General features: G+C 69.9%; 13 protein-coding genes. 8 read left to right on the top strand and 5 right to left on the bottom strand.

Going from position 1 to position 11,687, the window contains the following annotated elements; all coding sequences use genetic code 11:
* Positions 1-38: 38 nt before the first annotated feature.
* The 5 genes from AC061S_RS29095 to AC061S_RS29075 form a co-directional block, all read right to left on the bottom strand.
* A complete protein-coding gene (locus AC061S_RS29095) occupies positions 39-260 on the bottom strand; it encodes a hypothetical protein (RefSeq protein WP_478688860.1) in 222 nt (73 codons plus the stop codon).
* Positions 261-264: 4 nt separating this feature from the next.
* Positions 265-723, bottom strand: coding sequence for a hypothetical protein (locus AC061S_RS29090; RefSeq protein WP_478688859.1), 459 nt, complete (start codon positions 721-723; stop codon positions 265-267).
* 55 nt (positions 724-778) lie between these two features.
* Positions 779-2,653: a hypothetical protein gene (locus AC061S_RS29085; RefSeq protein WP_478688858.1), complete on the bottom strand. Its 1,875-nt coding sequence runs from the start codon at positions 2,651-2,653 to the stop codon at positions 779-781.
* A 62-nt stretch (positions 2,654-2,715) separates the two neighbouring features.
* Positions 2,716-3,126: a hypothetical protein gene (locus AC061S_RS29080; protein ID WP_478688857.1), complete on the bottom strand. Its 411-nt coding sequence runs from the start codon at positions 3,124-3,126 to the stop codon at positions 2,716-2,718.
* A 100-nt stretch (positions 3,127-3,226) separates the two neighbouring features.
* Positions 3,227-3,613: a hypothetical protein gene (locus AC061S_RS29075; protein WP_478688856.1), complete on the bottom strand. Its 387-nt coding sequence runs from the start codon at positions 3,611-3,613 to the stop codon at positions 3,227-3,229.
* Positions 3,614-4,143: 530 nt separating this feature from the next.
* On the opposite strand from AC061S_RS29075, the gene AC061S_RS29070 reads away from it, so the two are divergent.
* The 8 genes from AC061S_RS29070 (at position 4,144) to AC061S_RS29035 (ending at position 11,671) form a co-directional block, all read left to right on the top strand.
* The gene (locus AC061S_RS29070) at positions 4,144-4,959 is read left to right on the top strand and encodes a GntR family transcriptional regulator (protein WP_478688855.1); all 816 of its coding nucleotides are present in this window, start codon (positions 4,144-4,146) and stop codon (positions 4,957-4,959) included.
* Between the two features lie 741 nt (positions 4,960-5,700).
* Positions 5,701-6,942 (top strand): hypothetical protein, encoded by a 1,242-nt coding sequence (locus AC061S_RS29065; RefSeq protein WP_478688854.1) that lies wholly within the window; start codon positions 5,701-5,703, stop codon positions 6,940-6,942.
* A gap of 85 nt (positions 6,943-7,027) precedes the next feature.
* Entirely contained in the window at positions 7,028-8,476 is a 1,449-nt protein-coding gene (locus AC061S_RS29060; protein ID WP_478688853.1) for a replicative DNA helicase, read from the top strand.
* 20 nt (positions 8,477-8,496) lie between these two features.
* On the top strand, positions 8,497-9,024 hold the full coding sequence (locus AC061S_RS29055; protein ID WP_478688852.1) for a hypothetical protein: 528 nt from the start codon (positions 8,497-8,499) through the stop codon (positions 9,022-9,024).
* Positions 9,021-9,314: a hypothetical protein gene (locus tag AC061S_RS29050; protein ID WP_422525893.1), complete on the top strand. Its 294-nt coding sequence runs from the start codon at positions 9,021-9,023 to the stop codon at positions 9,312-9,314. Before AC061S_RS29055 ends, AC061S_RS29050 begins: the two co-directional genes overlap by 4 nt.
* Positions 9,307-9,603, top strand: coding sequence for a hypothetical protein (locus AC061S_RS29045; protein WP_478688851.1), 297 nt, complete (start codon positions 9,307-9,309; stop codon positions 9,601-9,603). The genes AC061S_RS29050 and AC061S_RS29045 overlap by 8 nt, the downstream gene beginning before the upstream one ends.
* 205 nt (positions 9,604-9,808) lie before the next feature.
* Positions 9,809-10,411 (top strand): hypothetical protein, encoded by a 603-nt coding sequence (locus tag AC061S_RS29040; RefSeq protein WP_478688850.1) that lies wholly within the window; start codon positions 9,809-9,811, stop codon positions 10,409-10,411.
* A gap of 939 nt (positions 10,412-11,350) precedes the next feature.
* On the top strand, positions 11,351-11,671 hold the full coding sequence (locus tag AC061S_RS29035) for a hypothetical protein (RefSeq protein WP_478688849.1): 321 nt from the start codon (positions 11,351-11,353) through the stop codon (positions 11,669-11,671).
* The last annotated feature ends 16 nt before the right edge of the window (positions 11,672-11,687 follow it).

The following is an 11,687-nucleotide window of genomic DNA, read 5'->3' as shown; positions in this document are numbered from 1 at the left end:
ACAGTCGGGGTTGAATCACTGATTGATTGACTCGCTGGTCACGCTTCGTAGCGGCTGACCCAGGCGGCGATCGTGCGCGACAAGTCGTTCCACGCTTCCGGATCGCCGCTCGCCTCACGGGCCGAGGCGATAGCCCGGGCCCGCTCCATCCAGGACTCCGTCAGGCCGCGCGGGCCGCGTACGGCCCGCTCCTCCTCGCGGTTCACGTAGTGCTTGTGGCGGTTGATGGCCGACCTCTCGGCCTTGGTCTGGGCTTCCACCGGGTCAGGCACCCTTGCGCAGGCGGTCGAGGACCTCGTCGAAGCGGCCCTTGTCGCCGCCCGAGCCGGTCTCCGCGGCCGTGGTGGCCTCGATCTGCTGCTGGTTGCCGTTGGCCAGCGCCTTGCGCTCGCGCTTCGCCTCCCGCTTCGCCTCCCGCTTCTCCGGCAACTCCTCGTAGGAGCGCTGGTAGCGGGCGTTGAAGGCGATCAGGTCCGTCAGCGCGCTTTCGACGTCGTCGGCCGCCTTGAACAGCGGGCGCAGCGTGTGCCGGGCCCGCAGGCTCGCCTGTCCGGGCAGATCGCCGGGGAGCCGCTCGATCTCGCCGACCTCGGCTTCCATCTCCCGCGCCAGCCGGCGCAGGTCGTCGACGATCGGGTGGAGCTGGGCCCGCCGCTGCTCCAGGTGGATCGCACGGTTGGCGGGCGTCTGGAGGGCGTCCGGGGTCCACTTGTGGGCGGTCATGAGGTACCTCTCAACTCGTCATGCAGGGAAGGGGGAAGCGGTAGATGGCGCCGCTCTACCGCTGCGCGGCAGCGGTCTCGGTGCGGACGGTGCGGATTTGATTGCGGAACCACTCGGTGCCCTCGATGCCGAGGCTCTTGAACTCCTCGGCGAGAGCGGTAGGACTCGGGTTCTCACCGCGGTCGAGGAGCTCGGCGACCCGGGTCCGGACCGCCTCGCGCTGCTCGGGAGTGGACGGGTTACCGCCGGGCTTACCGGCGCCCTTGCCCCCCGCCTTACCGGTGCTCCTGCCGCCCCCGGTACCGCCCGGGTTACCGGTGGCGGTAGCGGGGGGCTTACCGGTCTCGTTACCGCTACCGGTAGGGGCGCGCCTACCGGTGGGATTACCGCTACCGGTAGAGGTAGCCGTACCGCCCGGGCTACCGGTATCGGCGCCCGGCTTACTGGTAGCCGCTACCGCCGCCGGGACGGCGGGACTACCGGTCTGCGGGGCCGACTCGCTCTCGATGTGGTCACCGTCCAGCAGGTGGTGCACCCGGTAGATGATGAAGACGAACGTGAGGACCACAATGGTCGTGAGACCCAGGACGATCGCCCCGCCGTGCGGGTTGGCGGGGTCGTGGACCCCTCCCCGCTCGGCGAGGTGGTAGGCGAGGTTCGACGCCGCCATGATCGCGAGCGCCTGCCGCACATCGGCCTTCTTCTTGAAAGCCACGACGGCGTAGATGTCGACGGAGAGCGGGAACAAGGGCGCCACGAACTGGTGGAACCCGACCAGCCTCGCCAGTTCGTACTCCCCGCTCGCGGCGAGACCGACGCCGGCGGCGAGCGCGACCCACGGGGCGCCGCGCCAGGCCCTGGTGCTGATCCCCGCCCGCTTCGCTGTCCTGCGGGCCGCAGCCTGAAGGTCGGCGAGGTACTTCTCCGCATCGGCCTCGCGCTGCCGGGCCGCAGCCAGCGCCGCGGTGGCCTGACGGACCAGAGCCGACCTCTCCATCTCGGCATCGGCGACGATCTCCCTCGCCCGGCCGCGGGCCGCGGCTTCGGCGTTCGCCCGGAGCTCCGACAACTCTTCGGTCAGCCGCGCCTTCTGCGCATCGCGCTCCAGCCCATGCTGCTCGCCAAGCTCCGCGAAGTGCGCTTCGAGGTCGCGTCGGGCCCGGTCGTACTCGGCCCGAACCACGTCGAGGTCGGCTGCGATCTGCTTGCGCCGCCCGGCCAGCTCCTCGTCGAGGACGAGCTGGGCACGGCGCCGGGTCAGGTCGAGCTCGAAGTCGAGCGCGGTCCGGGCCGCGGTAATCTCCCCGGCCGTCTGCTGCGCGTCGGCCAGGATCCCGGCCGCGTCGGTGAGCGCCTTGCTATAGGCGGCTTCCGACGAGGCCCGCCGCATGGCCACCAGGGCGGACGCGCGTTCCTCCGCCTCGGCGAGGACCTCTTGCACCTGCTTCTCGGCATCGGCGAGCAGCTGCTCGACCTGCGCCTCGGCGGCCACGATGGCCTCCTCGGTCGCGCGGTCGGCTTCCGCCCGGGCCGCGCCCAGGAGCGTCGTCGCGTCGTCGCGAGCACCAGCACGGATGTCGGCAGCTTCCGTCTCGGCCCGGAGCAGTCGCTCCAAGGCCCCGTCGGCCACCTCGGCCAACACTCGGCGCGCATCGGCGGCCGCCGCCTGGCGGATCCGGTGCACGTGCTGCTCGGCATCGTGGATCAGGCCCGCCGCTTCCTGCGCACCGGCCCATCGGGCCGTGTCGAGGATGTCGGCGGAGCGGTCACGCAGATCTGCGGTCCGGGCGTCCGTCGTTTCCTGAACGTCCGGGCTGGGCGGACCGGCAGCCGCGCCGGTTGAGCGCCGCGGCTGCGGGGTCGTGGCCGGCGGCGGCTTGCGGGTCGCCGTCTTCCGGGGGGTTTTGCGGGTGGCTGTACGGGCCGCCACGCCGTCCTCCTCTCGTGCGGGTGGCCGCCCGTGTGGCGGCCACCCTGTGTGCGGTCGGTCCCTCAGCTCCGGTCGAAGCGGTCGGTAACCCGGTCGAACCAGTCGGTCACCCGCAGGGCGACCACAGCGACCCGCTCGACGAACACCCGGTCGCCGGAGGTGAGGCCCACGGTCTCGGCCGCGGTGCAGCGGGCGTCGACATGGTCGAAGGCCGCCTCCAGCCAGGGCAGGACCACGCGCTTCGACGACCAGAGCAGCGAGCCCGCCATGTAGAGGGGCACCGCAAACGCGGTCCACGTCAGCAGGTCCATCCGGAGCCGCAGGCGGTCCAGCGCCCCACGCTGGAGGTGCGCGATGGTCAGCTGGTCCAGGAACTGGTCGAACTCGGCAGCGCTCCAGTCGTCCATGGGCCCGTGCTCCGTGCGGAACTTCCGGACGACACGCTTCGGCCTGTTGAGCAGGATGAGCTTCACGGCTTGCCTCCGAGGTTGATCACGCTCTGGGCGTGGCGGCGCAGAGCCGCTTCCGCTTCCTGTCGGGCTTCTTCGGCCTTCTTGACCGCTTCCTCGGTGGTCACAGCAGGTCGGAGGGGTCGGCGGTGGCGGCGCCGGTCAGCACCGCGAGCTCGTCGGCGGTCACCCAGTTCTCCGGGATGAGCACGCGGAGGATGACGGTGCCCTGGCACATCGAGCCGGTGACGGCGAGTCGGCCGCTGGCCAGCCGCAGCGGCTGGGCGTTGTCGATCTCGGCGAGCAGCGCCGGCAGCACGCTCGTCGCGGTCGGCGTCACGGTGAAGGTGACGATGATCTTGGAGGGGGCAACCTCGAAGGCGAGCTCGATGCCGAGGCGGGCGAGCTTCTGGACCGACTCGAACAGCGGGAAGGCGTCGGCAACGGCGTCATTGACGTCCTCGACGATGCCGGTGAAGTTCAGCGGCAGGTTGGAGGGCATGATGGTCATGCGGATCAACTCCTGTGATGGGGGCTTGGTCCGTACAGACCCCCGGCACACATGGCGTCTCTAGCGCCGTGCCGGGGGTCGCGCCGTCTGTGCGGCGCGGCGAGCGGATGGGGAATCGCACCCTCGGCCCCACCCCTGGGGCATCTACAGATCCGCTCTCTCGGGTGCCATGCGGCCAACCCCCCGCTTAAGACCTCACCAGCCAAGAAACCGCTGGCGAGAGGGTCATCTCGTCGTACTGACGGCAGGGGCGCCGCGCCCGAAATTCGTCCACTGTTGAGTTCTGAAGCAACGAGCGGTCATCCATCACCCCGCCACAGAAGACGAGTTCACCGGGACCGCCATCAAGGACCCACTAAAACCTAGGTTTTTGCTGGCCCTGGAGAAGATGACACCACGATCAACTCGACGTGTCAATAACCTAGGTTTTTTTGGGTGCGCCCTGGACATCGAGGCTCGATAGGCGTTAAAACCTAGGTCTGATCTAGGGTTGGTGGTGACGCCAAGTAGCCAAGGAGAGATGCATCCCAATGACCGAACCCCGCACCGCGAAGTGGCGACAGATCGCAGACGGCCTGCGGGCAAAGATTCTGGGCCGCGTGTTGCAGCCCGGCGATCAATTGCCGCAGGTCAAGGTCTATGCACTTGAGGTAGGCGTGCACCACGAGACCGTCCGGGCCGCCTACAAGCAGCTGGAGAAGGAGGGCCTCATCCGTACGTTCCAGCGGCGTGGCTCGATCGTGCTCCAGCCCCCGGTACGCCGCCGCATCACGCGGGGGGTGACGGTGACACGGGACCCTGCGCGCGGCTACGTGTTCCCCGCCGCATCGCGCCCAGATGAACCTTGGGAGGCCCACGGGCGCCCCTTCCGCAAGGTGCTCGCCGCCCCCGCAGAGGTCACGACCAGGTTCAGCCTGGAAGCGGGTACCGAGGTTCTGCGCCGGCGGCGCGTCACAAGTCCTGTCGGCGAACCGCCGTTCCAGCTCGTCGACACCTGGATCAGCCCCGACGCCGTTGACGACGCTCCGCGCGTGGGCGACCCGTCGCCCGGCCCTGGTGGATATCTGGATCGCCTGGAAGAGGCAGGTCACGGTCCGCTCGACTGGGACGAGACGACTCGGGTTCGCATGCCAGACCGCGAAGAGGCGAAGCTCCTGGAAATCGCGCAGTCCATCCCCGTGCTGGAGTCCACGATCGTCGGCACGTCGGCCCGCACCGGGAATCCGATCGAGGTGACGATCCGTGTTATCCCGGGCGACCGAGTGGAGTTGTCGGGAAAACTCCAGAGGGGCGAGTCGGCTGAGTGGCCCGTCGCGCCCGTTGAGACTCCGGAGTCGGCTCGCTAGAGCCACGCCGACCACAGCTTCGGCACAGCATGCCTCCGGGGCATCGACACTCCGAACCCGGAGGCGTGACGCCCAAGTGCGCGCCGAGGGGGGAGAATGCGCAGGACGCAGACGCCTCCGGCTAGATCATCCGGTAGCGTCGCGATGCGGACGCCGATTGTGGTGGTTGGCGCCGCACTGATCCGAGTAGCCGCAAGAGCGGTGAAACCAACGGAACCAGGAAGGCACCACGCCGTGACCAGTAGTACCGCTCGTCTCCGCCCCTCTGACGCGGCCCACCAGGCCCACATCCCGAAAATGCGTTCGGCCAGGCATCAGTGCCGATGCAAGATCGAGGGATGGCGTCTCTCCAGCGGCAAGCCCGATGGCGCCCGCAACTTGGACCGGTCTCCCCGGCCCGCGCGGGCCCCCTGAAATGGCGATGGCCACCCCTGCCAGGGTGGCCATCTAATCCATCTTTCGACTCACTGCCCGAGTCGTAGGTCGGCGATGACGCCGGGGCCCGAGCCCTGCCAGGCCCGAGGTCACCAACCCCAGGATAGAGCGTGCGACGGGGGATACGCAGCAGCGTGTCCCAGTTAGCACGTCTCGTTTCCGTCAACTTGCCGGTCTGCGGCTCCCCAAACCTTCGGGGAGGCCCTGCACCATGATCCACATCCTGGCCGCGACACGTACCGTCGCGGCACCGCCGCTCACCGTCATCGTCACAGGACCGGTCGCGATCCCGCCGGCGGTGACCCTGTGAGTCGTCGGCGACTTCCCCGCCGTCCGGCATCCGATGACGGTGAGTTCCTCTTCGAGGGCGACATCACGGACTACTGGTCGCCCGCCGTGATCCGGCATTGGGTGCTGCACATCCCGGACATGAAGCCCACCGACTTCCGCCTCTACATGGTGCTGCGCGCGATGCTGACGTCGAGCCCTCACGGACTGCGCCGGATGTCGAACGACGAGCTGTGCTGGCTGCTGACCGAGGAGGGCGAGAAGCCGGTCGGCGAGTCGACCGTGAGGGCCGCGCTCAAGCGCCTGGAGAAGGCCAACCTCGTCACGAACCCGGACGAGGAGCGCATCGTGACCTCCACCGGCAAGGGCGGCATCCAGACCATCTCGCGGCGCTACAAGGTGCACGACCTCCCTCCGGACGTACACGTCGGCTGGTCGAACACCTGGCAGAAGCTGGACGCCTACCGGCCCGACTGGCGCGAGAACCCGATCGCTCCGCCGACCCACACGAAGACCCCCGAGGGCATCGTCCGCTCAAAAACGAGCGGTCGTACTGACCTGCAAGAACAGGCACCCGCCGAAGCCCCCCAGGACAAAACCGCAGGTCGTTTCGACCGCTCGATTTCGAGCAGCGCTCCGCAGAAATCGAGCGCTCGACCGCAGAAATCGAGCAGCCGCAAGCCTGTGACCAGCGGAAACGGGGGGGGTATTCAGTCTCTTATTAGGTCTTCTCTCTCTCCTGTCACCGCAGCCTCAGCGGTACCCGGTGATGTGGCTGAGGAGACGGTCGAGGAGAGAGAGACTTCGGCTGCGCCGACCAGGACCACCCCGGCGCCGAGCGCCGGGAGCGGCGAGAAGGCCACTACGGCCGCCGCCGCTGTTGCTGCTGAGTTCGGGAAGCTGTGGAAGGCGGAGCACGGTACCCGGCCGAGCCGCCGTCAGCTCGACGGCATTGCCCTGGACGCTGCCGAGGCCATCGAGGCCGAGGACTCCCCGGAGTGGCTGACCCAGACGGTGGTGCCGTTCATGGTCAGCCGGAACTACATGGATCTGGCCCGGGCCAAGACGCACCCGCAGTGCCCGGCGCCGCGCGGCACGAAGGTGCCCGGCCAGCGGCCTTCGGTCCTGGACTGGTGCGGGGAGTGCAACGACGGCACGCTGCCTGAACTCGTTGCCGAGCGGTTCCGCCGGCACGAAGGCCGCCTGGTGAAGTGCCCCGAGTGCCACCCCGGCGGTGTGCGGCACCCCGTCGCCGTCTGACCCACCCCGACAAACGCAACGGCGGCCGTGCTCCCGCGAAGAAACCGGCCGCCGTGCTGATCCCACCCAGTGAAGGAAGAGATCGATGACCAGCATGACACCCCAGCCCCCCGGCGACGAAGGCAGCCTGTTCGAGGGCGACCCCGCGATGCTGCCCCCCCAGGGCCGCGGGCAGGGCACCGGCACCGGCCGGACTCTGGCCGACGGCTTCGAGCGGATTCCGCCGCAGGACCTGGACGCCGAGCAGTCCGTCCTCGGCGGGATGGAGCTGTCGAAGGACGCCATCACCGAGGTGGTGGAGATCCTCAAGGGCCACGAGTTCTACAAGCCCGCCCACGAGACGATCTACCGCGCCATGCTCGACATGTACGGCAAGGGCGATCCGGTCGACCCGATCACGTTGGGGGATGAGCTCACCCGGCGTGGCGAGATCGCGAAGATCGGTGGCGCCTCCTACCTGCACACCCTCGTGCAGTGCGTGCCGACGGCGGCGAACGCGCCGCACTACGCGGAGATCGTCCGCGACAAGTGGAAGCTGCGGCAGGCGATCGAGGCCGGTACGAAGGTGACCGCGATGGGCTACGCCCAGGACGCGGATCCGGCCGAGGTGATCGAGGCCTCCGCGGCCCGGCTGCTGGCGCTCCAGGCCAGCTTCGACATGGGCAAGGACCCCGCCGGGTGGGACGCGCCCATGGAAGAGCTGGTGGAGGCGTGGGAGGACGATCAGGCCGCGGGCGAGAACCCGGGCCTGCCCATGCCCTGGCAGGACCTCCAGGACATGCTGTGCACCGTCCCGGGCCACCTCGTGGTCATCGCGGGCCGCCCCGGCATGGGTAAGTCGGTGGCGCTGCTCGACCTCATGCGTCACCTTGCCGTCGTCCACGACCGTCCGGCCACGTTCGTCTCGCTGGAGATGGCCCGCCGCCAGATCATGAACCGGCTGATCTCCGCCGAGGCCGAGATTCCCCAGCAGGACATTCGCAAGCGCCAGCTGACCGACGCGCAGTGGAAGAAGTACGACAAGGTCCGCGCCCGGATCATTGCCTCTCCGCTGCGCCTGGTCGTACCGCCCGGTGGCATCACCGTCCCGCAGATCCGTTCGGCCATGCGCCGCAGCCAGATCGAAGAGCGGCTGCCCCACGCGCTGGCGATCGACTACCTCCAGATCGTCAAGCCCGACCAGGGACGTGGCGGGAACCGCACCAACGAGGTCGACGCCATCGCCCGCGGGCTCAAGGAGATCGCGTTGGAGTTCGACATCCCGGTCTTCGCCGCCGCCCAGCTCTCTCGCCAGACCACCAGCCGGGAGAGCAACATCCCGCAGATTTCGGACCTGCGCGAGTCCGGCGAGATCGAGCAGGCCGCCGACGCGGTCGTCCTGCTGCACCGCGAGGACTACTACGAGCCCGCGAGCATCCGCGCCGGCGAGATCGACATGATCGTCGCGAAGAACCGAGAGGGAAATACCGGCATCGTGACCGCCGGATTCCGCGGCAAGTTCAGCAAAATTGAGGCCATGGGTCAGGGCTTCTGAGACGAAGGACGGAGACCGACATGCTCACCACCAACAGCGTCATCACCCGCTTCATCAACGAGGACCAGGCCCGCCGTATCGCTGAGCACTGGAACCCGGTCTACCCGCGGATGCGGGAGATCCTGACTGCGGCCATCGAGGCGCAGCGTTCCGCCGAGCAGCCGTCGGGGGACCCTCGGTCGGAGCTCGTCCGCGAGCTGTGGCCGGCGAAGGCCGACCTGGCCGGGCTGGAGGCTGTACGGCGCGAGCTCGGCCAGCTCGACCGCGGGTGCTTCAAGGACTGCACGTGCAGCACCGGCAGCTTCAGCATCGGTGAGGCCCGCGACCGAGTGCTCCAGGTCCTGAACGTCACCTCGACCGGCGACCCTGCCCTGGGCTCGATCTACCGCCTGGCCGGGGAGCTCGCCGACCTCCACCTTGCCTGGCAGGAGGCCGCGCGAGCTGAGGCCCGGGCGCGGCGGAGCGTTCCGGTTCCCGGGCAGCGGGTCGACCTGGACCCGGCGGACAGGGCAGACTCGGAGCAGACCGAGAGGGGCCTGACGCGATGACCGCACAGCCTATCCACTCCCACGACCCGGAGCCGCGGGTGCCCCGCAACGCGAACGGGATCGCCGAGGCCCTGGCCGGCACACGACGGGTGGAGTTCCTGCGCCAGCTCCTCGCGGCGGCCCCCGAAGAGGCCGAAGCCGTTCTTCGCCGGTGGTGGTGCGAGGCGATGCTCGACACCGACCCGTCGGGTGACCGGATCACCGCGGCCGCGCTGGACGGGACGCTCGCGACCACCTCGGTGGCCGACCTGATCGCGCGCCGGCGCGCGGCGGGCCTTCCCGTTGAGTGACCCGTACGGGGAGGAGCCCGAGGGCTGGCCGTGCGTGCTGTCCGAGGAGGTCACCAGCCTCCTCATGGACCCCGGGATCCCGGCCGCCGTGTTCGGTGCGATCGTCGCCCTCACCGTCGCGATCAACGAGACCCGCGGCGAGTTGCCGGGCAGCACCGCATCGGAGGCCTGGCCCCAGCAGCGGCGTATCCCGCTCGGGGCGGACGGTTCCCTGGGCCTGGCCGAGTACGTCATCGCCGCCGACGCCGACCCGCCGCAGATCGTCCTGACCCGCATCCAGCTCTACTGACCCACCGTTCCCGACTGCAAGGGCCCGGCGAGAATCCCCCCTCTCGCCGGGCCCTTCCTCGTACGGCGCCCCGACTGGACGGCGGACGGGGCACGCGACGCCACCAGCCACATACTCACCTCTTAAGAGGTGAATTCCGGGGTGGGTGGGAGCGGTCCGGGCCGTGAGATCCTGCGGGGTCGGAGAACGAGGGGCAAGGGGTGGGGTGGCTGTGGTGCAGGCGGCAGCAGGCGCGGGTCGATCCGGTGCGCAGGACGCAGACGGCAGCGGCGCCGTGCCCCTCCTCGCCTCGGCCGCCGGGACGGCCGTCGCCGCCGCGGCCATGGTGGTGAGCGCCCGCACCAGTCTGCTCTTCGACGGTCCCGTACTCGCCGTACTCATCTGGGCATCGGCGGGTCTGCTCGGCTTCGCTGCCGCGTGGGCTGTCTTCCGCCGCCGACGGGCCTTCCGCGAGCCGCTCACCCCGCGGATCGCGGTGATCACCCTGGTAGTTGCGGCCGCCTCTGTCTGGGGCGTGCAGGCACTCGCTGCGCAGGCTCTGCCATCGCCCTGGGCGCGGTACGTCGATGAGCTCGGCGGGCCGGGCCGGTGCCTGGCCGGCACGCCGTACGGCAAGGAGACGGCCGCGGTCATCACGATGCCCAGGCGCGGGGAGGGCCGGATGGAGATCTGGCCGGGCGAGGCCCTCGGGAAGGTGCGCGGGTCCGGCGTCCTGCGGCTCGACAACGCCGTCAGGGGCGGCATTCACCCCCTGGAGGCTGCGGACGATGCCTCGAAGGCGATCCTGCGCTCCTACGGCTGCCGCTGACCCTCCCCGGGCCCTCTGGCCCGTGACGCGCTCCAGGAGGATGCTGGTGGCGTGCCCAGGAAGCCTGAGCAGCGCTGTTCGCAGTGCGCCCGCCCGCTCCCGCCGGAGTCCCGGACTTCGCGCCGGTACTGCACCACGGCCTGCCGTACGAGGGCGTGGCGGCAGGCCCGGGCCCGCCGGGCCGCTCTCGACGCCGGCGGCGAGGCGCTCCGGGCTTTGCTGGAGGGCCGCCGCCACCCCTGGCCGAAGTTCCGGTGCCCGGAGTGCGGCTCGACCTGGTACTCCGCCGACACCCCTTTCGGGGTGCGCAAGAGGTCCGACAGCCGCGTCTGCTCACCCCGGTGCAGGACCAGGGCTTGGCGCCGTCGCGTTCAGCAGGCGTCACCCGGTGACGCCTCCCGGTGACGTGAAGCGCTCCGGGGCGGCGGGGCGGTCGCGCCGGTCGGCGGGTGCGGCGCTCTTGTGGGGCGCCTACCGTCACATGGCATGCGTGGCCGGCGGGGACGGCGGCCGCGGGCGCGCTGGGGCGTGAAAAGGACGGCCAGCGGCGGGGGAGGGGTGCCCGCGGTCTGTCCGGTTTGCCGGAGTTGCGGGCGGAGTTGGGCCGGGCGCCGTACCCCCGCCGTCACGGATGCGGGAGCGTGAGGCGAACGCACCGCCCGATGTGGCCGGTGGGGGGCGGGCAGCTGCCGCGCGCGGGCTGACGCTGTCGACCGCGCTCCGCTCGCGGCGCTCTCGATGCGGCTGTTCGCTCAGCCGCGGGCCCAGGACCCAAAGTGGTGCCCAAACTCGTCGAGAAATGTGCCCTGACCTGCGGGTTTAGCTTGACCCACACCCTAAAACTTGAGAGTATTGGTCATGTCGGAAGGGGGCGGGAATCCTCTCCCGGCACCGGGCCCCCGGGCCCACGCCGAGCAACCTCACCGAAAGGTCCTCATCGTGGACTTTGCCATCCTGACCTCCATCTCGATCGACGGCACGGACACCACCCTCCGCCCTGTCTATGACCGGGTATGGGGCACCTTCACCGTCCAGATCTACAAGGGCGACGTAATCCATCAGCTCGGGCTGAACGGCAACTTCACCCACGCCGACGAGCCGCTGGATGCGATCGACGAGGCGCTGGCCGGACTCGGCGTCCGCGAACTCACGGAGCTGGAGGCCTTCCTCCTGCACGCCGGGCTCGTCTACGCCAAGGGCGGCGGGGAGTGGCTGATCTTCTGCCGCGAGGCCGCCCGGGCCGCCGCCGACACCGCCTGACCAGCTGTCACCTCCC

This window comes from Streptomyces sp. CA189 (assembly GCF_056428985.1).
The sequence above is the reverse complement of the archived record's forward strand: the minus strand, read 5'-3'. Positions and strand labels throughout refer to the sequence as shown.